This window comes from Thermoactinomyces sp. CICC 23799 (genome assembly GCF_016055145.1).
Taxonomy (GTDB): domain Bacteria; phylum Bacillota; class Bacilli; order Thermoactinomycetales; family Thermoactinomycetaceae; genus Thermoactinomyces; species Thermoactinomyces intermedius.
This window is the reverse complement of the sequence record NZ_JAECVV010000002.1, coordinates 193,201-218,786: the sequence shown is the minus strand read 5'-3', so window position 1 is coordinate 218,786 and position 25,586 is coordinate 193,201. Positions and strand designations below refer to the sequence as shown.

26 protein-coding genes and 1 pseudogene are annotated in these 25,586 nt (G+C 48.7%); 17 read left to right on the top strand and 10 right to left on the bottom strand.

Features of this window, described 5'->3' with window-relative positions:
• The first annotated feature begins 8 nt into the window (after positions 1-8).
• The gene (locus tag I8U21_RS03515; protein ID WP_181732963.1) at positions 9-1,148 is read left to right on the top strand and encodes an aminotransferase class V-fold PLP-dependent enzyme; all 1,140 of its coding nucleotides are present in this window, start codon (positions 9-11) and stop codon (positions 1,146-1,148) included.
• A 94-nt stretch (positions 1,149-1,242) separates the two neighbouring features.
• On the opposite strand, the gene yyaC is transcribed toward I8U21_RS03515, so the two are convergent.
• Positions 1,243-1,848 (bottom strand): spore protease YyaC, encoded by a 606-nt coding sequence (gene yyaC / locus I8U21_RS03510; RefSeq protein ID WP_232337489.1) that lies wholly within the window; start codon positions 1,846-1,848, stop codon positions 1,243-1,245.
• Positions 1,849-2,170: 322 nt separating this feature from the next.
• Between yyaC and I8U21_RS03505 the strand changes: the two genes are divergently transcribed.
• The 11 genes from I8U21_RS03505 to I8U21_RS03455 all read left to right on the top strand — a co-directional run bounded on the left by I8U21_RS03505 (position 2,171) and on the right by I8U21_RS03455 (position 11,568).
• Positions 2,171-2,374 carry a DUF951 domain-containing protein gene (locus tag I8U21_RS03505; protein ID WP_181732962.1) on the top strand — a complete coding sequence of 68 codons (204 nt, stop codon included), beginning with the start codon at positions 2,171-2,173 and terminating at the stop codon, positions 2,372-2,374.
• A gap of 150 nt (positions 2,375-2,524) precedes the next feature.
• Positions 2,525-3,625 carry a redox-regulated ATPase YchF gene (ychF, locus tag I8U21_RS03500; protein WP_181732961.1) on the top strand — a complete coding sequence of 367 codons (1,101 nt, stop codon included), beginning with the start codon at positions 2,525-2,527 and terminating at the stop codon, positions 3,623-3,625.
• Positions 3,626-3,796: 171 nt separating this feature from the next.
• Positions 3,797-4,093 carry a 30S ribosomal protein S6 gene (rpsF, locus tag I8U21_RS03495; RefSeq protein WP_181732960.1) on the top strand — a complete coding sequence of 99 codons (297 nt, stop codon included), beginning with the start codon at positions 3,797-3,799 and terminating at the stop codon, positions 4,091-4,093.
• Positions 4,094-4,147: 54 nt separating this feature from the next.
• A complete protein-coding gene (gene ssb / locus I8U21_RS03490; RefSeq protein ID WP_181821604.1) occupies positions 4,148-4,612 on the top strand; it encodes a single-stranded DNA-binding protein in 465 nt (154 codons plus the stop codon).
• 35 nt (positions 4,613-4,647) lie between these two features.
• Positions 4,648-4,875, top strand: coding sequence for a 30S ribosomal protein S18 (gene rpsR, locus I8U21_RS03485; RefSeq protein ID WP_037998203.1), 228 nt, complete (start codon positions 4,648-4,650; stop codon positions 4,873-4,875).
• Positions 4,876-4,985: 110 nt separating this feature from the next.
• A complete protein-coding gene (locus I8U21_RS03480) occupies positions 4,986-5,297 on the top strand; it encodes a MazG-like family protein (protein ID WP_181731237.1) in 312 nt (103 codons plus the stop codon).
• A 16-nt stretch (positions 5,298-5,313) separates the two neighbouring features.
• Entirely contained in the window at positions 5,314-6,216 is a 903-nt protein-coding gene (locus tag I8U21_RS03475) for a DUF2232 domain-containing protein (protein ID WP_232333932.1), read from the top strand.
• Between the two features lie 126 nt (positions 6,217-6,342).
• Positions 6,343-8,319 (top strand): DHH family phosphoesterase, encoded by a 1,977-nt coding sequence (locus tag I8U21_RS03470; RefSeq protein ID WP_181731239.1) that lies wholly within the window; start codon positions 6,343-6,345, stop codon positions 8,317-8,319.
• Positions 8,316-8,762 (top strand): 50S ribosomal protein L9, encoded by a 447-nt coding sequence (rplI, locus tag I8U21_RS03465; protein WP_181731240.1) that lies wholly within the window; start codon positions 8,316-8,318, stop codon positions 8,760-8,762. Before I8U21_RS03470 ends, rplI begins: the two co-directional genes overlap by 4 nt.
• Positions 8,763-8,816: 54 nt before the next feature.
• Complete coding sequence (gene dnaB, locus I8U21_RS03460; RefSeq protein WP_181731241.1) at positions 8,817-10,166, top strand: replicative DNA helicase; 1,350 nt, start codon at positions 8,817-8,819, stop codon at positions 10,164-10,166.
• A gap of 115 nt (positions 10,167-10,281) precedes the next feature.
• On the top strand, positions 10,282-11,568 hold the full coding sequence (locus I8U21_RS03455) for an adenylosuccinate synthase (protein WP_198053283.1): 1,287 nt from the start codon (positions 10,282-10,284) through the stop codon (positions 11,566-11,568).
• Positions 11,569-11,666: 98 nt separating this feature from the next.
• On the opposite strand, the pseudogene I8U21_RS03450 reads toward I8U21_RS03455, so the two are convergent.
• From I8U21_RS03450 to I8U21_RS03435, 4 genes and pseudogenes are all read right to left on the bottom strand, one after another.
• Positions 11,667-11,982 (bottom strand): annotated as a pseudogene (locus tag I8U21_RS03450) (VOC family protein).
• Between the two features lie 40 nt (positions 11,983-12,022).
• Entirely contained in the window at positions 12,023-12,502 is a 480-nt protein-coding gene (gene rlmH / locus I8U21_RS03445) for a 23S rRNA (pseudouridine(1915)-N(3))-methyltransferase RlmH (protein ID WP_181731243.1), read from the bottom strand.
• The gene (locus I8U21_RS03440) at positions 12,499-12,696 is read right to left on the bottom strand and encodes a CxxH/CxxC protein (protein ID WP_181731244.1); all 198 of its coding nucleotides are present in this window, start codon (positions 12,694-12,696) and stop codon (positions 12,499-12,501) included. The genes rlmH and I8U21_RS03440 overlap by 4 nt, the downstream gene beginning before the upstream one ends.
• A gap of 71 nt (positions 12,697-12,767) precedes the next feature.
• The gene (locus I8U21_RS03435; RefSeq protein WP_198053282.1) at positions 12,768-13,958 is read right to left on the bottom strand and encodes a S1C family serine protease; all 1,191 of its coding nucleotides are present in this window, start codon (positions 13,956-13,958) and stop codon (positions 12,768-12,770) included.
• Positions 13,959-14,080: 122 nt separating this feature from the next.
• Here I8U21_RS03435 and I8U21_RS03430 point away from each other — a divergent pair, with 122 nt between their 5' ends.
• Together I8U21_RS03430 and I8U21_RS03425 are read left to right on the top strand one after the other, a co-directional pair.
• Positions 14,081-15,448: a hypothetical protein gene (locus I8U21_RS03430; protein ID WP_181731246.1), complete on the top strand. Its 1,368-nt coding sequence runs from the start codon at positions 14,081-14,083 to the stop codon at positions 15,446-15,448.
• Between the two features lie 172 nt (positions 15,449-15,620).
• The gene (locus tag I8U21_RS03425) at positions 15,621-15,875 is read left to right on the top strand and encodes a hypothetical protein (protein ID WP_181731247.1); all 255 of its coding nucleotides are present in this window, start codon (positions 15,621-15,623) and stop codon (positions 15,873-15,875) included.
• 38 nt (positions 15,876-15,913) lie between these two features.
• On the opposite strand, the gene I8U21_RS03420 is transcribed toward I8U21_RS03425, so the two are convergent.
• The 5 genes from I8U21_RS03420 to yycF all read right to left on the bottom strand — a co-directional run bounded on the left by I8U21_RS03420 (position 15,914) and on the right by yycF (position 21,415).
• Positions 15,914-16,705 carry an MBL fold metallo-hydrolase gene (locus I8U21_RS03420; RefSeq protein WP_181731248.1) on the bottom strand — a complete coding sequence of 264 codons (792 nt, stop codon included), beginning with the start codon at positions 16,703-16,705 and terminating at the stop codon, positions 15,914-15,916.
• A gap of 3 nt (positions 16,706-16,708) precedes the next feature.
• The gene (gene yycI, locus I8U21_RS03415; RefSeq protein WP_198053281.1) at positions 16,709-17,485 is read right to left on the bottom strand and encodes a two-component system regulatory protein YycI; all 777 of its coding nucleotides are present in this window, start codon (positions 17,483-17,485) and stop codon (positions 16,709-16,711) included.
• Positions 17,486-17,500: 15 nt separating this feature from the next.
• Positions 17,501-18,880 carry a YycH family regulatory protein gene (locus I8U21_RS03410; RefSeq protein WP_198053280.1) on the bottom strand — a complete coding sequence of 460 codons (1,380 nt, stop codon included), beginning with the start codon at positions 18,878-18,880 and terminating at the stop codon, positions 17,501-17,503.
• Complete coding sequence (locus I8U21_RS03405) at positions 18,873-20,129, bottom strand: ATP-binding protein (protein ID WP_370527022.1); 1,257 nt, start codon at positions 20,127-20,129, stop codon at positions 18,873-18,875. Before I8U21_RS03405 ends, I8U21_RS03410 begins: the two co-directional genes overlap by 8 nt.
• 572 nt (positions 20,130-20,701) lie before the next feature.
• Entirely contained in the window at positions 20,702-21,415 is a 714-nt protein-coding gene (gene yycF / locus I8U21_RS03400) for a response regulator YycF (protein WP_232333916.1), read from the bottom strand.
• A gap of 289 nt (positions 21,416-21,704) precedes the next feature.
• Here yycF and I8U21_RS03395 point away from each other — a divergent pair, with 289 nt between their 5' ends.
• The 3 genes from I8U21_RS03395 to I8U21_RS03385 all read left to right on the top strand — a co-directional run bounded on the left by I8U21_RS03395 (position 21,705) and on the right by I8U21_RS03385 (position 25,586).
• The gene (locus I8U21_RS03395) at positions 21,705-22,454 is read left to right on the top strand and encodes a YheC/YheD family protein (protein WP_181731253.1); all 750 of its coding nucleotides are present in this window, start codon (positions 21,705-21,707) and stop codon (positions 22,452-22,454) included.
• Positions 22,455-22,655: 201 nt separating this feature from the next.
• Positions 22,656-23,222, top strand: a complete 567-nt coding sequence (locus I8U21_RS03390) for a hypothetical protein (RefSeq protein WP_198053278.1) — start codon at positions 22,656-22,658, stop codon at positions 23,220-23,222.
• Between the two features lie 312 nt (positions 23,223-23,534).
• On the top strand, positions 23,535-25,586 hold the full coding sequence (locus tag I8U21_RS03385; protein WP_181821602.1) for a sensor histidine kinase: 2,052 nt from the start codon (positions 23,535-23,537) through the stop codon (positions 25,584-25,586).

Genomic DNA, 25,586 nt, shown 5'->3' with positions numbered 1-25,586 from the left:
AACGAACCATGATTTATTTTGACAATGCGGCTTCCAGCTGGCCGAAACCTCCGGAAGTGGCGGAAGCTGTGCAACAAGCGATTATGCATGCAGGAGCCAATCCCGGGCGCGGCGGGCATCAACTGGCCCGGAAAGCGGAAGACATCATTGAAGGGACGCGCGGGAGATTGGCTGAATTGCTGGGCGTTCATGATCCACAGCATCTGCTGTTTTGTTTCAATACCACCCATGCCATCAATCAGGCGTTGAAGGGATTATTGAAAGAAGGGGACCATTTGGTGATCACGGGTTGGGAGCATAATGCCGTGGCACGCCCCGCCTTTTGGTTGCAGGATCATCACGGGATCGGTGTGAGTGTGGTGGATGTGGATGCCGGTGGCGATTGGGTTTCGGCAATCAAAAAAGAGATTCGTCCGAATACCCGCTTGTTGGTGACCATCCATGGATCCAATGTAACGGGAGAATGCCTGCCGGTGTTGGAAATCGGGGAGTTCGCCCGTGAACAGGGGATTTATTATCTGGTGGATGCAGCCCAAACCGCCGGTTTGTTTCCGTACCAACTGGATCAAATGCCCATTGACATGCTGGCATTTCCCGGACACAAAAGCTTATTGGGACCGCAAGGAACGGGAGGCTTGTATGTGGCCCCGAATGTTCCGCTAACCCCTTGGATGCAAGGGGGAACCGGGACGAAATCGGAAGAGATGGATCAGCCGCAAATCCGTCCGACGGGTTTTGAAAGCGGCACTCCCAATACTCCCGGAATTGCGGGATTGGGCAAAGGGGTGGAATTTTTATTAAAAACCGGTGTCGGGGAGGTCTGTGAGCATGAACAAGCTTTGACCCGGCAGCTTTGGGAAGGATTGAGGGAGATCGACGGGGTGGAATTGGTGACGGATGCCCCGCCTGCTTTGCCTGTGATTTCATTTAATATCCAGGGTGTGGACAGCAATGAAGTGGCCATGATCTTGGATCAGCATTATCAAATGGCGGTGCGTGCCGGTTTTCATTGTGCGGCATTGAAACATCGCGGTTTGAAGACGGAAACAGGAACGGTACGGGTGAGTCCGGGGTATTTCAACACCAAGGATGAAGTGGATCAACTGCTTGCAGCGGTGCGGGAAATCAGCAAGGCATATTCCCTGTAAGCCTCCAAAGGTTTGCCGTTTCGACGCGGGAGTTTGCCGGCTGACCCGGGACCGGTCTTTCCCATGCGTCGTGCGCCGAAAAAGGCGCCTTTTTTCATGGCTGCAGATATACAGGTATTTCTTCTGACAGCTTGCACACGGCTTGTCTGATGGATGAGGAAATCAGCTCGGCCATTTTCATGACCAGGTTCAGCCTCGTGTTCTGCAGGACAAAGTATTCCATAAATCCTGCCACGTTGACGATGCCGGTGATATGAATCTGGCCCACTTCCGGCAATTTTTTATGGACGCCGGCCCCGGGCTTCACAGGACCCGGCCCCGCTTGAATCCAACCCACATTTTTCATTTGTCCGAGACATGCATCGACGCCGATGATCAGTGCATGAGGGTGAGAGTCTTTAATCTTTGAAAGGGTTTGTTTCAAATTGAGTGCATGAACAGGCGCATCCAGTGTCCCGTACACCGAAAGCGAATCGGGAAGATCTTTCTCCAAAAGGGAGCCGACCAGCGGTCCCAACGCATCCCCCGTGGAACGATCCGTCCCGATGGAGACACAGACGACTTCCTCAAACGGGGAAAAAGCAGACATTAATTTTTGCAATTGATTTGAAAATTGATGTGGAGCATAAGGGTCATTGTATTCCACCCGAAAGAGGCCGGGGGGTTTTACGCGGAACCGGGGAGGCATCGTTTCTCGCATTCAGGGGATCCCTTCCTTTACTCTGAAATCTCAAATTCAGTATACGGCTGGAGAGGAGAAAATATACATACCGCCAAGTTCTGCAGGCGTAAAAGAAGGCGCTTCTTTCAAAATGAAATATAAATAGATTCAAAGAAAAAGAAGAATGGGTTGTTGCAAGCTAAACTTTCGTTTGCCGGTTCAGCGGCCGGATCATGTGGGAGCCGGTTCCGGAAAACCGGCCTGGTGAAAAGAGGCGGGAGACATCCGGAATGTCCGGTTGAATTTTAACGGGGCTCTTTCTATAATGAAGCAATAAAATAAGTAAAGAGAGTGATCCCGATTGCAGAGGAAGGAATTTGGCTTAGGGGACATTGTGGAAATGAAAAAACCTCATCCATGCGGAACGAATGCCTGGAAAGTGATTCGCATGGGCGCAGATATCCGGATGAAATGCACCGGTTGTGACCATAGTGTCTTGCTGCCGCGCAGCCGGTTTGAAAGAAGAATGAAGCGGGTTTTGGTTTCGGCAAAAGACCCGGAATAAGAGAACCTCCCTCCCTGAATCAGCCCGGGAGGGAGGTTCTCTTTTTGCGGATGGAAGAGACCTCCCGTTTTACGCTATAATGGACGAGGATTGACGGGGCATAAAATCCGGTGCGAAAAACCATTTCATAAATAGCAAGGAGGAGCCGATGTGGCGTTAGCAACAGGAATCGTCGGACTTCCCAATGTGGGGAAATCCACTTTATTTAATGCCATCACCCAAGCAGGGGCTGAATCAGCCAACTACCCGTTTTGCACCATTGACCCGAATGTGGGCGTGGTTGATGTTCCGGACGAACGACTGGAGAAAATTGCAGAGATTGTGGGTCCGCAAAAAGTGATCCCCACCTCCTTCCAATTTGTTGACATTGCCGGGTTGGTCAAAGGAGCCAGCCGCGGGGAGGGGTTGGGAAACAAGTTTTTGTCCCACATCCGCGAGGTGGATGCGATCATCCACGTGGTTCGTTGTTTTGAAAATGAAAACATCACGCATGTTGCGGGAAAAGTAGATCCGGCCGGTGACATTGAGACGATCAATCTGGAGCTGGTGTTGGCGGATCTGGAAACCGTGGAAAAGCGGCTGGACCGGGTGGCGCGCATCAAGAAAAGTGGCGATAAAGAAGCGATTTTGGAATTTGACATCCTGACGCGTTTAAAAGAGGCGTTGGCAGAGGGAAAACCGGCCCGCACGGTGGAATTGGACGCGGATGAGAAAAAAATGATCAAAAGCTTAAACCTGCTGACCATGAAAAATATGCTGTATGCAGCCAATGTGAACGAGTCGGATATTGCCGATCCGGAGAACAACGAATATGTCCGGGTGGTCCGAGAGATTGCAGCCGCCGAAGGGGCTGAAGTGGTTCCGATCAGTGCGCAGGTGGAAGCGGAAATCGCCGAGTTGGATCAAGAGGAGCGGCAATTATTCCTGGAAGAGCTGGGGCTCCGTTCTTCCGGAATGGACCGGTTGATTGCGGCGGCCTACCGCCTGTTGGGATTGATGACCTACTTTACGGCAGGGGAAAAAGAAGTGCGTGCCTGGACCATCCGCAAAGGAACGAAAGCGCCGCAAGCCGCCGGGGTGATCCACTCCGATTTCGAGCGCGGGTTTATTCGTGCGGAGGTTTTGTCCTATGAGGATTTGATTCGCTCCGGATCCCTGGCCAATGCCCGGGAGAAAGGGTTGCTCCGGTTGGAAGGAAAAGATTATATCGTCCAGGACGGCGACATTATCACGTTCCGTTTTAATGTTTGAGGGTGAGAAAACCGGAACGGGCAAAAATTTCAATGCCGGATGCGCATCCCCCTTATTGATTTATGACGGTGGCTTTGTTAGAATTAAATACCGTATTGTACATGGGCGATGATACGCTCCTTGCTCTGCCGAGGAAGGCAGGGCCGAAAGTCCAGAAGGAGGTGGAAAGAGATGCAACACAGCTATGAAATGATGTATATTGTTCGTCCGGATGTGGATGAAGAAACATTGCAAGCAACCCGTGAAAAAGTGGCGCAAACCATCAAAGCAAACAAAGGTGAAATCACGGATACCGATGACATGGGAAAACGCCGCTTTGCTTACGAGATCAATCACTATCGCGAAGGTTATTACACCGTTGTGAACTTCCAGGCGGATGCCGAAGTGATTGACGAGCTTGATTACACGATCCGGATCAATGACAACATTTTGCGTCATTTGATCATCAATGTGGATGAGAAAAAATAATTGAAACGTTGGAATAGATTCAAAGGCTGATCACGGGAAAGGGAGAGGTTTGTCATGATAAATCGGGTCATCCTGGTCGGGCGTTTGACGCGGGATCCGGAGCTTCGTTACACTCCGAGCGGTGTCGCCGTGGTGCGGTTCAATGTTGCGGTGAACCGGAACTACTTGAATCAGCGCGGCGAACGTGAAGCGGATTTTATCAATATTGTCGCTTGGCGGAATTTGGCGGAAAACTGTGCCAACTATTTGCGGAAAGGTTCGTTGGTAGGGATTGACGGACGTTTGCAAACCGGAAAATATGAGAACCAGGAAGGACGGACGGTCTATACGACCGATGTCGTCGCGGAAGATGTCCGGTTCTTGGAGCCGCGCAACCGGAATGCGGAATCCGGCGGTGCTTTTGGAGCTTCTGACAACAGTCGGAACGGAAACAGTTACAGCCAGAACACGCCGTTGGATGACCCCTTTGCCGATGACGGACAACCGATTGATATCTCTGACGATGATCTTCCTTTCTGAGAACAAAAACGGTTTAAGGGAGGAGGGATGGTCTCATGGCACGCCGTCGTGGGAATAAGCGCCGTAAAGTCTGCTACTTTACAGCGAACAAAATCGAATACATCGATTACAAAGATGTTGATTTGCTGCGCAAGTTCATCAGCGAACGCGGCAAAATCTTGCCCCGTCGTGTAACGGGAACCAGTTCCAAATATCAACGCCAGTTGACACGTGCAATCAAACGTGCGCGTCAAATGGCTCTGTTGCCATATACCAATGATTGATCGAAAGCAGGGGTGGATGACGCCCCTGTTTTTCATATAAAAAGCAGGAAAACGCGAATCATCTGTGGAAACTTCTCCTAAATATGTTGGATTTTGGAGGAGTGCAACCAATGAGTCGGCCTGAGCGGGGGTTACAATTCGCAAAGAGCATAAAGATTGTGGATTGGTTGAAGACAGAAATCTTGGATCAAATTGCCGTTTTGTTCCGGGCAATTTATTCAGCCAATCAGCATTTGATGATAGACAGTTTGTCCAGCTTGGTGATTTCGGTGTATGTTTTGGCACGGAGAATGGGTTTTTCTTTCAGCGAATTGGATCAGTCGGTTTCGCAAAAGTTGCGTGAACATGCCCGGGAAGGGCACCAGCTGGAGAAATGGTATGGTGATTTGTCAAAATTGGACGAGTATCTGAACAAGAGGTGACGGATATTTGCCGCACATGGACAAAGGTTGGATAAAAGACAGCTTCCTGTACACAGGGCTGTTTCTCTTCTTGCTGGCCTCCATTCACATTCCTTTTATCCAATGGCTTGCATTGTGGATCATTCCTTTTCCTTTTTTTATGTTGCGCGTGAAACAGCCGGTCAGTGCAATGGTTGTTCCGCTGCTAAGCCTCCTCATCATGTTTTTCACCGGTGTTCCGCTTTGGTACATCCTGCTCGGCGTTTCGGCCGGGTGTGTCGGCGTGGTGATGGGAAATTTATATGCCCAAACCAAGATGACCGGAACCGATGTGGTACTGGGGGGATTGGTCAGCGGATTGATCGTCTCCGTCTTGACCATGAGTGTGATGCAATGGGCCTTCGGGTTCTTTGACCGGTTGAATGCCCTGTGGCTGAATGAATGGAATCAGGCCCAAAAAATTTTGCAAGAGTCAGGAGTGTCGGTGCCCGGGGAAATCATCCCGCCGGTGGAAACGTTTGTGCTCATCTTTTTGTTGATGGCTTTGTTGCCCATGGTATTGATAACGTTTGCGGCCGCCAAAAGACGGCTTGTCGCTAAAGGATATGAAAGCAAATCGCTTCCTCCGTTTTATGAGTGGCGTTTGCCGAAAGTATTCTTTTATTTTTTTGTCATCGTGTTGCTGTTGCAGTGGCTTTTGATCTCGGAGGAGTACGGGCAAAATTTCCGGTGGATCATCAGCGCCCTCTTGATTTTGCATGTCTTGTTTTTTATCCAGGGCTTGTCATTGATCGCGTTTTTACTGAAACAGAAACGAAGAAGCATGGTGTGGATGGCACCGGCCGTTTTGCTGGCGTGGTTTCCCCCGGTTTCCTTTGTTATTTTGCTGATGGGGATGATTGATACAGGAACACCCTTGCGAAAAAGAATACAGAAATGACAACAGGTACTTTATGGAACCGCGGATGTTTCACAAGGGGAGTTGCTCCTTGTGCCAACTAGGGTAAAATAAGAAGGAGAAACGGTTGCATATTGTGATGCATCGGATAGTTTGAGGGTGTATAGGATGCCGAAGTTTGTGATACAAAGATGGCATGGCTATCACATGGTTTTTGCCATGTGTTTCAGCCTGATTTTGATTGCGCTGTTATCGACGTACAAATGGATTTATGGAGTGATCGGTCTCGTTTTTTTTACAGTGTTGGCATGGGTCTTGTACCGGGCCGAGCGTGCCTTTCGCAAGGATTTTACCGAGTATGTGCTGACGCTTGGAAACCGGGTGAAGAATGCGGGACAGACGGCGGTGGACGAGTTGCCGCTCGGGATCCTGCTTTATGACCGGGACGGAAAAATTGAGTGGCATAACACCTTTGTCGAGCGCATGACAGGGCTTGACCGGATGGTGGGCAAGGAAATCGGTGAGGTGCTTCCCTCCTTGAAACAACATGCTTCGGAAAAAGAGGGGAGCTTTACCATGGAGTTGGGGGAGCATATTTATCAAGTCACTCCCCAGTCGGAAGAACGGCTGTACTTTTTCTGGGATATCACCGAGTTGAGCCGTTTGAAAAAGCAGTTGCATGATGACAGGGCCGTTTTGGGATTTATTCATTTGGATAACTTTGATGAAGCCGGTCAAGGTTTGACGGATCAGGAAAGCACCTTGCTGTTGTCCAACGTGACAAGTGCGATCTCAAAATGGGCACTGGAATATGATATCGCCCTCAAACGAATTGAAACAGATAAAATGTTCTTTGTCACTCAACAAAAATCCTTGGAGAAGTTGATGAAATCCCGTTTTGGAATTTTGGATGTTGTCCGGGAAATGACCCGTCAAAATAAAATTCCGATTACGCTGAGCATTGGGGCAGCCAGTGTTGGCCAAACCATGGCGGAAAGAGTCCAAAACGCACAAGCGGCGTTGGACATCACGCTGGCGCGGGGAGGCGACCAGGCAGCTGTCCATGCGGGCGAACAGATTACCTTTTACGGTGGAAAGACCAATGCGGTTGAAAAACGGACCCGTGTCCGGGCCAGGGTGATTTCCCATGCCATGAGCAATTTGTTTCGCGACAGCAAACGGGTTCTGGTGATGGGACATAAGCGCCCGGATATGGATGTGCTCGGAGCGGCCGTCGGTGTGGTCAAATTTGCCACCCTCCATGATTGTGAAGCGGCGATCGTATTGGATGAGGATGAAGACAACCTGTCCATTCAGCGCTTGTTGATGGCCTTGAAAAATCATGAGTACCTGAAAGACCATTTGATTTCTCCCGAAAAAGCAATGCATTGGCTGGATGATCCGGACACGTTGTTGATTCTGGTGGATACGCATAAACCTTCGCTCGTGATGGAACCCCGTTTGTTGGATAAGGCCAAGCGGGTCGTGGTCATCGATCATCACCGGCGGGGGGAAGATTTTGTTTCGGATCCGGTGCTGGTGTATTTGGAACCCTATGCTTCTTCCACTTGTGAATTGGTGACGGAGCTTTTGCAATACCAAGACGGCCGCCTGCCCATGGATACACTGGAAGCGACTGCTTTGTTGTCCGGGATTGTGGTGGATACGAAAAATTTTGCTTTTCGTGCCGGGTCCCGCACTTTTGAAGCGGCTTCGTTTTTGCGGCGCCACGGGGCGGACTTGATGATGGTGCAGTCTTTGCTCAAGGAGGATTTGGGGCATTATGTGAAAAGGGCGGAGATTATAAAAAACACCGAAATTTATTTTGACAACATTGCCGTGGCGCTCGGGAAGGAAGATGAGGAATACCATCAATTGCTGATTGCCCAAGCGGCGGATACTTTGCTCAATATGCAGGGAATCCGCGCTTCATTTGTGATCGGCAAAAGAGAAGACGGATTGGTTTCCATCAGTGCACGGTCTCAAGGAGAAATCAATGTCCAGGTGGTCATGGAGAAAATGGGGGGCGGGGGCCATATGACCAATGCGGCTTCCCAACTGGAACAAGTCTCTTTGGCGGAAGCGAAAGAAAAGTTGCTGGATGTATTGAATGAAACCTTAGAGAGTGGGGGAGTGAACCGATGAAAGTAATCTTGTTGAAAGATGTGAAAGGTACCGGGAAAAAAGGGGAAGTCAAAGAGGTTGCAGAAGGGTACGCCCGAAATTTCCTGATTCCGCGGAAAATGGCGGTGGCGGCCACCCAGGGAAATATGAATGCATTGAAGGACCAAAAACAAAGAGAACAAAGGCGTAAAGAGGAAGAACGGAAAGAGGCAGAGGCTTTGGCAGAAAAGCTGAACAAGATGAAGGTTTCTTTCTCCATGAAATTGGGGAAAGACGGAAGAACTTTCGGTTCCATCACTTCCAAACAAATCAGCGAGACATTGAAGAAACAGCATCAAATAAATGTGGATAAGAGAAAGATTCAATTGGACCAGCCCATCCGTTCACTTGGAGTCACGAAAGTTCCCGTGAAACTTCATCCGGAAGTGACGGCGACCCTTGCCGTGCATGTGGTTGAAGAATGAGCGGAAGCACTCCACTGATCTGGAGTGCTTTTTTATGGATCGGAGGGATGTATCATGAGTGATCTTTTCGCGGACCGGCTCCCCCCTCACAACCATGAAGCGGAACAAGCCGTGTTGGGAGCGGTTTTACTGGACCCCTCTGTGTTAACAACTGTAAATGAGCGATTAAAGCCGGGGGACTTTTATCGCCAGGCTCATCAAAAACTGTTTCAAGTGATGAATGAACTGGACGAAAAAGGTGAACCGGTTGACTTGGTGACGTTAACGGCTGAATTGAATGACCGGAAGCTGCTCGATGAAATCGGCGGCGTTCCTTATTTGAACGAATTGGCCAATGCCGTGCCCACTGCGGCGAATGTGGAGTATTACGCCAAAATCGTGGAAGAAAAGGCCATTTTGCGGCGGTTGATTCGCACCGCCACACAAATTGCCGCATCCGGTTACTCGGGACAAGCCGAATTGACTCAAATTTTGAATGAAGCAGAGAGAAAGATTTTGGAGATTTCACAGCGGACGGTTCGTGGGGAGGATTTTGTTTCCATCCACGATGCCTTGATGGAATCCTATGAACAGATTGAGACGCTACATTTCAACAAGGGCGGGATCAGCGGGATTCCGACCGGTTTTGTCGATTTTGACCGGATGACTTCCGGGCTGAAAGGTTCGGAGCTGATCATTCTGGCGGCGCGTCCCAGTATGGGAAAAACGGCATTTGCACTGAACCTGGCACAAAATGTGGGGGTGCGAAGCGGAAAAACCGTGGCGATTTTCAGCCTGGAGATGTCGGCTTCCCAACTGGTGACCCGGATGTTGGCGGCGGAAGGGAATATCGATGCCCAGGCGTTTCGGACCGGTAATTTGAATGAGGAAGATTGGGAAAAACTAACGATGGCGATGAGCACGCTGAGCGAAGCACCGATTTTTATTGATGATACGCCGGGAGTGACGGTGTATGATATCCGGGCGAAACTCCGGCGGTTAAAAGCCGAACACGGTTTGGGGCTTGTGGTAATCGACTATCTGCAACTGATTTCCGGCCGTGGCGGAGACAGCCGCCAACAGGAAATTTCGGAGATTTCCCGGTCCTTGAAGTTGTTGGCCCGCGAGTTTGATGTGCCGGTGATCGCTTTGTCGCAATTATCCCGTGCCGTGGAACAACGCCAGGATAAAAGGCCGATGTTATCGGACCTCCGGGAATCCGGATCGATTGAGCAGGATGCCGATGTGGTGACCTTTTTGTATCGCGATGATTACTACAACGAGGAATCCGAAAAACAAAACATCGCGGAGCTGATCATCGGCAAACAGCGGAATGGCCCGGTCGGAAAAGTGGAGCTCTTGTTTTTGAAGAACTATAACAAGTTTTTAAGCTTGGAGATGAACAGAACGCCAATTCCCGAATAATATTTATTTTTTCTTTATTAATGTTCGATTTTTGTTTGACTCTTTTTACAGGATACTGATAAAATGGGCTTGTGCTAAAGCGATAGCAAAACCTCGTTTCAGGAGGAACGATAAGATGTCTACAGTGGTTGTCGTAGGTACCCAATGGGGAGATGAAGGAAAAGGGAAGATCACCGACTATCTCGCGGAAAAAGCGGAAGTCGTTGCCCGTTATCAAGGTGGAAACAACGCGGGGCACACCATTGTGTTCGACGGAACCCGCTATAAATTGCACCTGATTCCCTCCGGGATTTTTTACAAAGAAAAAATCTGTGTACTTGGAAACGGGATGGTGATTCATCCCCAGGCGCTTGTCGAAGAACTGGATTATTTACACCAACATGGTGTTTCGACCGATAATCTCAGAATCTCTGACCGTGCCCATGTGATCATGCCTTATCATCTGCGGTTGGATCTGGCGAGCGAGAAACTGAAAGGGAACGAAAAAATCGGAACCACCGGAAAAGGAATCGGACCGGCGTATATGGACAAAGCTGCACGGGTGGGAATCCGCATCAGCGATTTGCTGGATCCGGAACAATTTAAACAGAAATTGAAAAGAAATTTGGAAGAGAAAAACCGCTTGTTGGAACAGATTTATCAAACGGATGGATTTACATTTGAGGAAATTTATGAGTCGTATCTGGCCTGCGCCGAACGTCTCCGTCAATATGTCACCGACACCTCGGTGGTGTTAAACGATGCGATCGATCAAGGAAAACGGGTATTGTTCGAAGGGGCGCAAGGGGTCATGCTCGATATCGACCAAGGAACTTACCCGTTTGTCACTTCCTCCAATCCGGTAGCCGGAGGCGTTTGCATCGGGTCCGGAGTCGGACCGACCAAAATCCATCATGTCATCGGGGTTGCGAAATCTTACACGACGCGGGTCGGAGACGGACCCTTCCCGACGGAATTGCATGATGAAATCGGTGACCAAATTCGCGAAATCGGGCGGGAATACGGAACCACCACCGGCCGGCCGAGACGGGTCGGATGGTTTGACTCCGTCGTGGTCCGGCATGCCCGCCGGGTCAGCGGCATCACGGGCTTGTCTTTGAATTCACTCGATGTGTTAACCGGGCTGGATACGGTCAAAATTTGTGTCGCCTATGAAGTGGACGGCAAACGGATTGAAAATTACCCGGCCAATTTGTCCCTTCTGGAAAGATGCAAACCGGTCTACGAAGAATTGCCCGGATGGAAACAAGACATCACCGGCGTTCGCAGCATTCATGAACTGCCGGAGGAAACCCGGCATTACATCGAACGGGTGTCCCAATTGACCGGCATTCCGGTGACTACTTTTTCAGTGGGACCGGGCAGGGATCAAACAGTTCAAGTCCGTCCGGTTTATGCTTAAAGACGGGTCTTTGTGAAGACAGGCATATGGAACAATTAAGGACATTACATGTGTAATGTCCTTTTTGTTTTTTCTTGTATTTTATTCTGATATGATTTCTATTTTAACCCGCCCGGCGCTTTTACATAGAAAGTGTATCCGTGGGATTCAACGGGAGCAGTCACTTCATAATTGTCATTTTTCAAGCGTTGATGGATTTGGTCCGCTTTTTCCCTGGCGGAAACCCGATATGAAACGTTTTTGGATGCCGAATCTCTTTTTCTTTCATCAATGTGAGGACAAATTGGTCATCATCAAACAACACTGCAAATGGATTTCCGCGCCGATTCACACATTTCATTCAAAATAAGTTTCTAAAAACTCTCGTGTTTCATCCACATCATGAACGGTTAAATTGAGATGATTGATTTTCATGCCATCCCTCTTTCCATATGTCTTTAAATTTATCTTTTGTTTATTTATGATAGGCTTCTCCCCGGTTGATTTTAAAGGCCCGATAGATTTGTTCCAGCAAAAAAACACGAATCAGCTGATGGGGAAAAGTCATCTTTGAAAAAGAAAGAGACAAATCCGATTGTTTGAGCACCTTGGGAGATAAGCCGTAAGAGCCTCCGATCAAAAAAACGATATGGCTTTTTCTGTATGTGGCCAGCTGATCCAGTTTCCGGGCGAATTCGGTGGATGTAAAAGCTTTTCCTTCGATGGCCAGTGCGATGAGAAAGGCATCCGGCGGACAGTGGCGCAAGATCCGTTGCCCTTCCTTCTCCAAAATTTGCTCTTTTTGTGCCGGATGGACCGGATCGCTCGCTTTTTCTTCCGCCACTTCAATGATTTCCGTTTTGGCATAGGGGGTTAATCGTTTCAAGTATTCTTTGCAAGCTTGTTGCAAGTATTTTTCTTTCAACTTTCCCACTGTGATGATTTGAATTTTCATAAGATCTCCTGCTTTTGGGTGTGAATTTCAAACTGGTATTTCGGTTTTTCCCCGCACCATTTGCATTGTGCCCCGGCTTGTTGCGTGTCGCAGGGTTCCATGACCGGCGGGGCTTGGTAAGTATCGATGAAATCTTCCATGACGATTTCTGCGTGCTCTTCACAAGCATACCAGACGATTTTTTCTCCGTCCAAAACCTTTCCTCCTTTCAACCGTCGGATGAAATGAAAAATGAAACGAGCATTTCACCCGTTTCATTTTAACATCATGATTGGAATGATTTCGGGGCTTCCCCCAAGACAATGGATGTGGTTTGTTTTTCGCCGTTTCGGTAGTAAGTGACGTCCACTTTTTGATGAATCTCTTTTTTCGTGTACAGATACTTCCGAAGCTCCGAACTGCTTGAGATTTCCTGCCCATCCAAAGCGATGATCACATCCCGCGGCTGAAGTCCGGCCTGATCGGCGGGGCTGCCTGAAACCACTTCGGCCACGGCCACGCCTTCACGCACGGAACCGGGCAATCTCAATTCCTCAAGGACATAAACCGGAAGGTTGGAGAGGTCGATCAGACTGAGTCCCAAATAAGGGCGTTGGACTTTACCGTCTTTGACCAAGCTTTCAATGACCGGGCGGGCTTCACTGACGGGGATGGCAAATCCCAGTCCTTCCACGCCCTGGTCGGAAATTTTCAATGTGTTGATTCCGATCACCTGGCCGGCCACATTGACCAGAGCGCCGCCGCTGTTTCCCGGATTGATGGCGGCATCCGTTTGAATGACATCGGTCGCCATGTTTGAGCTGACTTCAATCGTCCGTTTCGGGGAACTGATCACCCCGACGGTGATGGAGCGTCCGAGTCCCAGCGGATTGCCGATGGCAATGGCGGGTTCCCCGGCTTTCAGCGAATCGGAGTTGCCGAACTCGGCCACTTTGGTGACATATTTATCATCAATCTCCAAAACGGCAAGATCCGTATATTGGTCGCTGCCGAGCAGTTTGGCATCCACTTCATGATGCTCGCCGTCTTCGCTGGAGATGTTGACTTTAAAGCTGGATCCGCCTTCAATGACATGGTTGTTGGTCACAATGAGCGCTTTGCCGTTGGCTTTTTTAAAAATGATTCCGGATCCGGTTCCTTGTTGCACTTGTTCGGTACTGAAGAAATCTCCCGAAGTTTTTAAATTAATCACGGATACAACAGCCGGCCCCACTTTGTTGACGGCTTCCGTCACCTCGGAATTGACGCGGTAACTGGCTGTTTTGGAGTCGCCAAATAAAGGTTCCTGTTGTTTGGAAGGCTCAGGAATGATTCCTTTTTCCATCAAAAAAGGAGCCAAGAACAATGCAACAAGCCCGCCGATGATGGCCGAAACGAGCGGAACCCATATGGTCGACGGGGAAAATTGCTTTTTCGGCGGCGGATTTTGAACATCGGGTTCATCATAAAATCCCATGGCGTTCCCTCCTGCAAGTTAATATACCCAAAATGTTCTTTTTTTTAAACGGAAGTTTGCAAGATTTTCCTGTGCTTCGTGGTGTTTCTGTTTTCATTCTACCGGACTTGTGTGTAGTTCATGTGAAAAAGATCAATCAAATCTGGGAACATCCGGTTTCCTCCCGTACCGGGGAAATTGCCAAAATCAAAGAGGAAAACAACCGGAATGAATGGAATAGATTTGTAAAGATCAAAAAACATTCCAAAAGTGAAGGAGAGTGTTTGGATATTAAAAACCAACGGTTTTTCCGTCGGGCTGTCACAGTGTGGCTCCTTTCGCTGGTTTTGGTTTGCGGGTTCCCAGTTCCGCCCGCATTTTCCGAAGAGGAACCGATGGCTCCCGTCAGCACGAAACCGTTTGTTCTCACCCGCACCGCGACGAATTTGCCCGGTGAGGTGAGCAAGCTGGAAGGGGAGCTCCAAAAAAGCGGCATTCAAAAATTGCTGGATGAGGCCAACCGGGAGGCAACGCGGGGATGCAGTTCCCCGGCACTGAACCAAGTGTCGGGCGTTCTGGACAACTGGTGCTTCAACAGCGGGGACAATCAGACGTCCGAATGGTATCCGCAAGGGGTGACGGGTACGGGCGATGCCCAAGCCGATGATTATTGGGGAAGCAAACAGGCGGTTTTGGTCAGCTGGTACCATTCCCAAAAAGGGGTCCGGATCAGTTTTCTCGATACGGATACGGGAAAATACCGGCATGTCCTGCTGGTGGAACCTTACACCAACTCGTATGGAAATCCGAGTTACCGGGCGGTGAAAATTCATGCCGGCGGGATCGTCTGGTATGGCAACTATTTGTATGTCGTGGATACGAAAAAAGGGTTTCGCGTTTTTGACATGAGGTATGTGTTTGATTTGGGGGCCAGTTCAAACGGCAATACCTCCAACAAAGATTTAATCGGGCGGCAAAACGGGGTTTATTACGGCCACGGTTACCGGTATGTGATGCCGCAGGTCGGTGCCTGGACGGTTTCCGGGGACCAAACCGGAGACACTTGCGAACCTTCGGGTCCACCCCGCTTCAGTTTTGTCGGATTGGATCGCAGCACCGTGCCTGATTCGCTGATTACCGGTGAATATTGCAATCCCCCCAATCCGGAAGAGGACCGTACATTATACGGGCGGGTGGCAAGATGGCCGCTCGATGCTTCGACCGGGCAACTGAAAACGGCGGAGGACGGGAAAGTTTATGCGAGTGAAGCATATCGCCTGCCCAAAGCCCATGCACAAGGGGCCCTGGCGTTAAACGGCAATTGGTATGCGATGACCAGTGCCGGAGAGACCAGCAACGGAAAATTGTACAAAGGAACCCCGGGGAATGTACCTTCTTCCCGTGTTGCGGGGATCGGACCGGAAGATTTGTATTACTGGCTAAAGCGCGATCAGATATGGACGGTGACCGAGCATCCCGGAAAGCGCGTGTTGTATGCCGTCCGGCCTTAAGGAGATCCTTTGACCCCATCGGTATGAGGATGGGGTTTTTTGTATGACACAAAGCTCTTTAGGAACATTCACTTCCTGGTCACAATTTTCTTACTTTGACTATATAAAATAGGAAAAAAGAGGAGATGAATAGAAAAAGTAAATATGCCAGGACAGATTAGGAGTTGAGAATATGGATCAACACAGACCCAAACGGGCAAAATTTTCAGGCTCGTTGGATTCGGTTGACAAATTGGACTTGGCAGGCCAGTTGGCAGAATTGAAATTAAGCTTTTACCAGCAAAGTGTGCTGTTATCCGCGATGATGGATTTGCTGATTGAAAAAGATTTACTGCAAAAAGAAGAAATTGCTCATATGGCGATGAAAATAGATATGGAATTGGCAAAAGATCTGTATCCCCTGGAACAAAAGCCGACCGAAGAATAAAAGGGCAGCCGGTGAATGGCTGCCCTGTTTTGTTGCGCTTATTTCACTTCCCGTAAAGGCGTGGGACGATCATCGTAGGTTGTCCACAAATGGACATCCCGGCCGGTTTTAAGTCCGGTCTCTTCCAGAATATTTTTTACGGTCAGATGGGCCAGTTCACTCAAATTGTTATCTTTGCTCAGATGAGCGAGATAAACATTTTCCCCCATCCCCTTTAAAATTTCCGCCAACGCTTCTCCGGCGTCTTCGTTGGATAAATGGCCGGTGTCGCTTAAAATGCGCCGTTTGACATTCCAAGGATAAGAACCCATCCGGAGCATTTCCACATCGTGATTGCTTTCCCAAATCAAGGTATCCACGCCTTGCAAGAAGTCGATGATGCGGGAGCTGACATAACCCAGATCCGTGACGGTTGCCAGCTTTTCCTTGCCGTGGTGAATCTGGTATCCCACGGGTTCGGCCGCATCGTGGGATACCGGGATGGATTCGATGAGCAGATCTTTAAATTCCAAAGACGCTCCTGTTTCCATCACATTTTTTAAAGGCTCCGGAATTTCGCCCACACTGGACGGCAAATGTCGCCAGGTCGGTTCGTTCATATAAACGGGAATTTGCAGGCGGCGTGCCAACACGCCCAAGCCTTTCACATGATCGATGTGTTCATGGGTGACAAAAATCGCCTGGATGGTCGACGGGTCAACGTCCAGTTGTTGCAGGCGCCGGGTCAATTGTTTGGCGCTGATTCCGGCATCCACCAGAATCCTGGTTTGTTCCGACTCGATATACAAGGCATTGCCTGTACTTCCGCTTGCGAGTACACTGAATTTCATGATTCATTCGTTCCCTTGCTTTATTGGTATTTTTTCAACCCCTTCATTTTGTCCGCGGTTGTTTGCCTGAATGAGGAGATAATCCGATCCCACCTCAAAGTACCAATAGGGAAGCAGGATATGTTCGTTGTTGACGCTGTTGTACAGTTTGGACCGGTAAGCGATGTTTGCGTCATTAATTGTTGTATTGTTGTTAAACTCCCAATTGGTGATCAGGCGGTACAAAGCCGTGCGCAGATTGACCGCGGAGACTGAAGACAGCTTTTCCAAGTGATTAAAATGCAACACACGAATTGCTTCAATTTGTTTTCCGTTTAAATGGACTTCCACTTTTCCATTGAAAAGCGGGATCTGATCCACCACTTGAACATAGACGCGTTTTTTGTCCGATGAAAATGCTTTGAAGTAACGGAAGTCCTGAAAAAACGGAATTTGTTGATTTAAAATCCGCGTTAAATCTTGTTCATTTTGAAACGGAAGCCCCGGGGAAAAGGTCTGGATGTAGCTTCCTTGTTTTTCTTTGACCCAAGGGTTCCCCAATTCGGAAATCATCGCTTTATACACCGTCAGTTGCCCGGGATAATCTTTTTTTTCCAGTTGGTCCAACCTGGCGTTTACATGGACCTGATCCAGCAACTGCTCAATCTGTTTGCGGTTGATTTGGTCTTCGCGGATGATTTTGGATTGTGTTTGCATCATTTGGCTCAATTGCAAGCCGAGAAAAAGATCGAGTATAAAAAAGGTGGCGATCAGGATACTTTTGGCCCGACTCCAATCCATTTGGGTTCCTCCCTGTCATGGAGAACTAATCCATACTTGCTGTCCGGATGTGGTTTTGACCACCCAGACGGGGGTCAACCGGACTTGTTGGTTGGTTGTGACAGCCTGATACCCCGGATGGATCCGTTTTACGTTGGAAAGGGAAAGGTTATGCTTGGACAGTTGTTTGATCAGGGTCTCTTTATCCGGCAAGGCTGCCTGTTTTTGTTGCGGTTCTCCTGTGAGATAAAAGAGAGAACGCTCGTATTTGTTGACATTGACGGCATTTTCCACCGGATTGGTTTGCAATTTGATTTCATCCGGGTGAATAAAATTCCTGTCTTTCCAATAAACCGGGTAGCCGTTCATGTAAAGACGGAAGGTGAATTCACTGAAAGCATTCTCTTTGTCATCCACCTGATCGAGCAGATAATTGCCGGTCCATCCATGCGGCCGTTGCACAAAGTTGTTCACAGCCGACAACCGTTGTTCCACCGGCTGGATTTCTCCGGGGGATTCTTCCACGGCTTCGCTGTAGACCATGAACCGGTTGTTTTTGTTGACGGTCATCATTTGTTCGTCATACATGTACAGATCTTCATTTTTATTGATCGGGATCGGGCGAACCTCGGGATCTTTAAATAACCAGTCAATCATCGCATCCGCAGAGATGTCTTCCAATTGATAGGTTTTTTCGCTCAGAGAGACCGGCCGGGTGGGAAGGTAAAACATCCGCGGAAAAGGTTCGTCTTGATTGGCCGGATCCCACGGTGCTTTTCCGGTTGAAGGCACCGCCTCAAGAGACGGGGATGACGGATGTTTCAGCTTTGAAAGCAGGTTTTCCAAGTCGATGTCCGTTTTGGCCTGGATGATTTGCTGGTCTTGATCGGAAATAAACCAGACAAAGTTTTGCTTTTTTTCCGGGTTGGAAAAGAACCAGATCCGGCTCACCGAAGAAAGGTACGACATGGGATAATGCTGGGACAAAGACTCCTGGAAAAAGAGGTCGGCCTGCTCCAGGGAAACCTCATCCGGAAAATATAGTTCGACCCCCGGAAACCGGGTGAACATGTTTTTCCATGTGTCCGGGCTCACCTTCCCCATTTTTTCCATGTCACTGACGGACATGGATTGCATTGATCTCAATAATTGTTCATAATCGGCTTCCTCCGGCAGCAACCAAAAATGGGCTCCCTTTTGGTGGACGATCATTTGGTTGGGAGCAGCCAGTTGGTAAATTTTCCGGTCGTTGTATTTTTCGTCGTAAATCGGGTTGATGGTGTAAGCATCGAGCGGATTGTAGGTCCGCTTTTCCCCGGGTTGATTCAACCACAACAAGCCGGTCAAAAGGAAGCTGGCGAGGACCAGGGCAATGAGAAGTCCCGTTTTGATGTGCTCCACCCATTTTTCACTCATCGTTTTTCCCTCCTGTGACAGGGGGCAAGGTAAAGGTGACTAAAGTCCCTTTCTGGTAAACACTGTCGATCTCGATTTCGCCTTCGTGATGACGAACGATCTCTTGGGCGATGGCCAGTCCCAATCCCGTTCCCCCCATGCTTCGGGAGCGCGCTTTGTCCACGCGATAAAACCGTTCAAAAATTCTTCCCAGGTCTTTTTTGGGAATCCCGATCCCCGTGTCGGCCACGCCGACTTCCACCATTCCTTGGCGGTTGGTTTGCAGCACCAGGGCAACCGATCCCCCGTCCGGCGTATATTTCACGGCATTGGAGACGAGATTGTCCAAAACCTGATTCAGTTTGTCCCTATCGGCGTAGACGTTGGGAACCGGCGGGTGAACGGACAAAGTGAAAGAAATGTTTTTTTCTTCGCATTGAAAACGGAAACGGTCGGCCACTTCCTCAAGCAAAGGTTCCAACGAAATGGACTGTTTGTTAAAGGTCGCCTTTCTGGAATCCAAATGGGAAAGGTGCAACAGATCCTGAATCAGACGCGTCATCCGGTCGGCTTCCTGCAGGGACACTTTCAAGAAGCGGCGGGCAAGTTCGGGCTCCTCCACCGCTCCGTCTTCCAGTGCTTCCAAATAACTTTTGATTGTGGTCAAGGGTGTCCTCAGCTCGTGTGAAACATTGGCCACAAAATCTTTTCGTTGCTGATCCAGCCTTTTTTGCTCGGTGACGTCCCCCAAAACGGTCACCGTGCCGTACACGTTTTCTCCCTTCAGCTTGACCGGGGTGAACGTGGCCCGCAAAATCACGGGATCTTCCGAATCCTGCTGACGGATCTCCAAATAAGTTTGCCACTCTTGGGCGAGCGGTTTGTCCAGGGGTTGATCAAGCGGGAGAATTCGGTCGATTTTTTCCCCGATCGGAATCGGACGATCCAGCAGTTTTTCCGCACACTCGTTTTTCACAATCACTTTTCCCGTGCTGTCAAAAGCGATCACCCCGTCGCTCATGTTGGAAAGGACCGATTCCAGCTTCTCTTTTTCTTCTTCTTTTTCAGCAAGGGCATTTCTGAGATGAGCTGCCAAATGATTGAAGGCATGAGCCAGTTGCCCGATCTCGTCGTGACTGCGGACGTCCACTTTCCGGTCAAAATCCCCCGCCGCCATCAAAGTGGCTTGTTCGGTGATCTCTTTCACCGGAGAGGTGATGGTGCGGGCCAGAATGACAATCAAAACGCAAGTGACCACCAGCGAGACCATGGTGATCTGCACCAGGATCACACTGATGTCTTTGATGTTTTCGTAAGTTTGTTTTAAAGGTGCCTCAACATAAATCATTCCCACATAGTTGCCGGCATGGGACAGGCGTTCGGTGTAGAATTGATAATCCTGGTTTGTGGCCGGGTTGGTGCGTTTCAACACTTCCGTGGGCTGTTGGGGCAGATTGTAGGTGAACGGCCGCTTTTTCAGTTTGGATTGGTTGGGCTCCGTCGAAGCGATGATAAAGTTGTTTTCGTCAATGATGTGAATGGTGATGTCGGATTGTTTCAATGACGGAGCCAGTTTGCCAAGCAACGTGTTCAGGTGATTGGAACGCTCTTCGTCATTTTGTCCTTTCGCCAATTCTTCCGTGACGCCCATTTTCTTTAAGACCTCGGCTTGGGTGCGCAAGGTCTGATTTAAACTGCTCGTAAAATGATTTTCCAGCTGACGGAAGAAATAGACCCCGATCAGCTGCATGGCCATGATGATCATCAACAAATAGATCACGACCAGTTTCCACTGGATACTGTTTGCAAGTTGTTTCCATCTCTTCAACATCCATCACCCGGCTACTGTTTCGAATAAGGATCCCGGATCGTGTAACCGATCCCGCGGCGCGTGATGATATATTTGGGAGCACCCGGATCATCTTCAATTTTTTCCCGCAACCGCCGGATTGTCACATCCACCGTGCGTACATCCCCGAAGTAATCATATCCCCACACGGATTGCAAAAGATGCTCCCGGGTCAAAACCTGATTGACATGTTTGGTCAGGTAAAGGAGCAACTCAAATTCCCGATGGGTCAAATCCACGGTTTGCCCTTTTTTGGTGACGACAAAGCTGTTGGGGTCAATCGAAATGTCCCCGACGTTTAATGTGCCATTCTTTTCTTCTTCGGCATTTGCCTGTTTCAACGTTTGCGTCCGCCGCAAATTGGCTTTGATCCGGGCTAAAAGTTCCCGGTTGCTGAAAGGCTTGGTGACATAATCATCCGCGCCCATTTCCAGTCCGAGCACTTTATCCAATTCCGAATCTTTGGCGGTGAGCATGATGATGGGAAATTGGTAACGCTGCCGCACCTGCCGGCAAACTTCAATGCCGTCGGCACCCGGCAGCATCAGATCCAAAAGCATGAGATCCGGAGGTGAGGACAACGCTTTTTGAATGGCTTCACTGCCATCATGAATGCATTCCACGCTGTATCCTTCTTTTTCCAAATTGAACTGGATGATGTCTGCAATCGGTTTTTCATCTTCGACGACATAAATTTTGGCGCTCAAGCCCATCCCTCCCAAGGTTTTCAGGAATCGGAGAATTTATGGTCATTCTCTGGTTTCAGTGAACAAAACAGAAAAAAGTTAAAACCATTGTCCCACAATTGCCTTCATGTGTACAATTTGTTTTTATGTCTTATTTTAACATCGGAATTCAGAGAAGACAGACGAAAAGATGGAAATCCACGGAACCTTAAAAAATCTCCCGGAGACGGGCGTTACGGAAATTGGGCTTTTCATTCCTGATCCGGGCGCCTTTCTTTGGAATAGGATACAAAAAAAGGGGGGAGCGCCATTGAAACCATTGCCGTATCAGCAAGTTGCCAGCAAAAGTTTAAAGACCATGGTCCTGATGACAAATCACCGGATCCGGCCCTACATTCCGGAAACAAGACGTTTCAGTCCCCGGAACCTGGTCCGGATGCTGACCCGCCATACTTCTTTGTTTGTCAAACCGGATAAAGGAGGAGGCGGCGCGGGGGCAGTCCGGTTGTTAAAAAGAGGTTGGGGGAAAATTGAGATCCGCACCTTGAACCGCCAAAAAGTGATTGAGATCGGGAAGCTTTTTCATTATTTAAACCAATGCATGCACCCCGAAAAAAACTACATCATCCAACAGGGAATCGACCTGGGGGAAATCAGCGGACGCCCGTTTGATTTGCGGGTTCATTTGCAAAAACCTTTTCATCGTTGGCACATCACCGGGGTTTGCGCCAAAGTGGCCGCTCCCGGCAAGATTGTCACCAACCATTGCAAGGGAGGATTGCCGGTGGAAGCAAAACATGCCCTGTTTCAGGTGGCGGGCAATCCGGGCCGGACGATGCATTTAATGAATGAGATCCAAGCGCTTTCCAAAGAGACGGCCCGTACATTAAACGCGGCTTTCCCCGGCTTGAAAGAGTTGGGTATTGATCTGGGGGTGGATAAAGATTTGCGGATCTGGATTTTTGAAGTCAACACCCGGCCGGACTTTAAAATGTTCCGTTCTTTGAACAATTCCCGGATGTACCGTCGAATTTTGAAAAACCATGCTTTGATCGTTTAAAAATTTAAGAAGAAAAATTATCACGCCAACCATTGTGGGTTAAATGATTTGTACATGCGCAAAGCATGTTTTTTTCGTTTTCGAAAATATATAACATGTTTCGACAAAGTCTTCCCGTTGACGTTCTTGTATAACACCTGTTACCATTAATATTAATTCTAGGTATTTAAAATTTTTTAACGATTTTTTGGAGGTGTATTTATGTCTTCCATTACGGTTGGCGTATATCTGGGGAAAAAGGACCGGTTGGTTCGTTATTGGTACGAAATTTTGCCGAAAGGCCAATTCCCGATGTTGGTCAAATACTGCATTCAGTCTTATTTGAGAAACAACTATTTCCCGTTGCAATCCATTTGTGATGCAAGACAGCTGAAAGAGCAAATCCAAAAAAGAAGCGAGTACGTTCCCACCCAGCGGAATGTCACGTTCACCCCGGAAGACGGTCCGGTTTATCAATGGATCAAAGGACTGGAAAGCGGTTACCGCAGTGAGGAAATCAAAAACATTTTGAAGGAAACGGTGGTTCATACATTGCTGAATGAACAACCGCACTATCCGCAACGCATGATGGGACAAGTCCCTTACGGCGGCATGGAAGCCCACGAAGCGCAAGGCATGTACCGCCCTTATCCGGACGAAACGCAAAAATTGACCCTGCTCAAAAGGGAACAGATCGCGATGGAAGAACCGTATCCGACCGAAGGGGATGCAGAGGGGAAGGATAAAGCCACCAAAGGATTCAGCCATTTGGTCAACTATCTGGGATGACAGACGGTTTGCTGACGGAAAGATAAAATGCACACAAAGATGAACGACATCATGGGAAAAAGAGGAATGACAGTGTGGAGGAAATTCAGGCAGAAGGAATGAAAGAGTCCGTTTACTGTTGAGTGCGGGCTCTATTTTATTTGGTTGGATTTCGCGCAGAGGATCGAAGTTTGAAAATTTTTGTCGAATAAAACAAGGTTTGAAGGATTATTTTATTTGCAAGTGGAAGAAATCAACGATGTATAAATGCAGTGGATGTAGATAAAGAATGAATTTTGACAAAATATAGCAACTAAGGGAGTGCGAATCATCGTGTTGGATTATTATGCACTGGCAGAAAAGGGTTTTTTCTATTATGAAATCCAAAAATTGTTTTCGGCCTATCCCTTTTTGCATTGGATCAGTGTCGGATTGGTCACGGGGTTGTTGATCGTTTTGTTGTTGATCCCGAAAAAAACGATGGAACGGTTTCCGCGCTACGGATATATGGCTTCCGTTTTGCTGAGCATTGCATTGTTGGATTTATTTACTTTATCCATCCCGATTTTAACCGTTTACCTGATTGTATTGGGATACGTCCTGTTTCGGTCCAATGAGGAAAAAAGCTATAAAGTGGCGGTTGCCTTTTTGTCTGTGTATTTGGTCATCTCGGCGTTGACGGTTTGGAACCGGTTGATGATCATTGAGCTGATCAGCCACGGGCTTTTATTTATTTGGGTCTCCTGGATGGCAAATCATGTACGGGATATATTTTTTGAATTGCAAAAACAAAGAGAAAAAATCCGTTTCCTTGTTGATCAAAAGAATGAGGCGAATCAGCGGCTCCGGGATTTCCAGCGGGAACTGGACGAGACATACCTCCGGGATTCGCTCACGGGACTGTATAACTTTCACGGTTTTCAGGAGCAAGTAATCCGCAGCTTGTCGCGATTTTGGCCGGAAACGGCGTATCACGTGATTTGCATCGATTTGAATTCGTTCAGGCAAATCAACATTGAAGAAGGCATCGAGACGGGCGACCGCATTCTCGTGCAGATTGCCCGCCAACTGAAAAAACATCTTCCTCCTTCAGCCAAGCTGGCCCGCTATGACGGGGATCAGTATGCGATCGGATTAATGGGGGATGAATCGGTGTTGCGTCGCCTTTTGGAGACCATTGAAGTGATCATGGCCGGTATCCGCACCGAGCAAAGCATCATCCAATATTGCGTCGGGTTTGCCAGTTATCCGCGGGAAGCCAGCTCCGGAGGGGAATTGATCCGGTTGGCTGAGGAACGGTTGCGGATTGAACAAAACCGGATTCGCCACAAAGAGGAAGAGCAAAGAAGGCACATGGAAAAATTGTCGGCGGTAGGCCAACTGGCTGCGGGGCTGGCGCATGAAATCCGCAATCCGTTGACGTCGATCCGGGGATTTGTGCAGATTTCGGCGGCGGAATCGGAAGCCGTGAAAAAATGGGAGTCCATCATTTTGCCGGAGATTGACCGGATCAATGATCTTTTGAAGCAGTTTTTGAACCTGAGTGAATCCAAACCGAAACAAGTGACGCGCTTTTCCTTGAATCAGTTGATGAGTGACGTGTTGAGTTTATTGGAGCCCAAATCGTTGTTGATGGGGCATGAATTGAAACAAGATCCGCCGGAGAAAGACATGGAGATTGAGGCGGATCCCGAACAAATCAAGCAAGTTTTGATCAACCTGATCCAAAACGGGTTGGAAGCCCTGAACGAAAAAGGAAGGGTGGAAGTGGGATGGAAGCAGGTAAACCGGTATGTCCTCATCACTGTCAAAGATAATGGAAACGGAATCAACCCGGAAGATTTCTCCCGGATTTTCGATCCTTTTTTCACCACCAAGGGCGATGGAACCGGCATGGGGCTTTCCATTTGTCAGCGCATCGTGTCAGAGCATGGCGGGCAAATCACGGTGAACAGCCGTCCGGGTCGGGGAACCACTTTCCAGATTTATCTGCCGCTGAAACAAACAAGCATGTGTCAGGAAACCGATGAAGGAGAACACCATCTGCAGGCGGATCCTGATCCGGGGGCACCGCAAGGCAACGTCGTTCCCGTTCAAAAGGCGGAACCGGGAAAAGAGGAGAAAAAACAAGGGGAAGTGGCCGTGTTACAGAAGCCGGCGGCCGGTGGGAAAAAAGTGCCGATCAGTCCGGAAGTGTCCCGGAAAATTGCCGACATGATGCAAAAAGCGGAGCGCACCATCGCCTTGAAATGGAAGGAGGAAGCAAAGGTAAGCCCGATCACCGGTCATAAGCGGCTGAAAGAAGAAAACGGGGCGGAAAGAAAAGGGTTATCTGAAAAGAAGAAAACCGATTTTGCCCATCGGGTTGAACGTGCTGTAAAATAA